At 53.1% G+C, this 275-nt stretch carries 1 pseudogene; it reads right to left on the minus strand.

Features of this window, described 5'->3' with window-relative positions:
* A pseudogene (locus JAO29_RS23135) lies at positions 1 to 275 on the minus strand (hypothetical protein); the annotation flags it as partial.

Genomic DNA, 275 nt, shown 5'->3' on the forward strand with positions numbered 1-275 from the left:
GCACGTATCTCTGGTAAAGGAGGGCGGCAGAGATAAGAACTCCTGCGAGCACCAGCGACCACGGATGAAACCGTAGCAAACGATCGAATGTAATCCGTTCTTCCGCCTGAGCCGGAATGCTGTAAGCTGCAAGCCAGTACTCATCCATCCAGATGTAGAGCAGTAGAGTTGCAATGAAACCCAAAAGATAGAAAGCGTACTCTTCAATGGGAACCCCGCCACCCAGCGCGGGCGCTCTGATTCCGAGTGTTGCGGTGACATTGGGAAAGGTGAAG

Source organism: Edaphobacter sp. HDX4 (assembly GCF_036877565.1).
In the GTDB taxonomy this organism is placed as follows: Bacteria; Acidobacteriota; Terriglobia; order Terriglobales; family Acidobacteriaceae; genus Edaphobacter.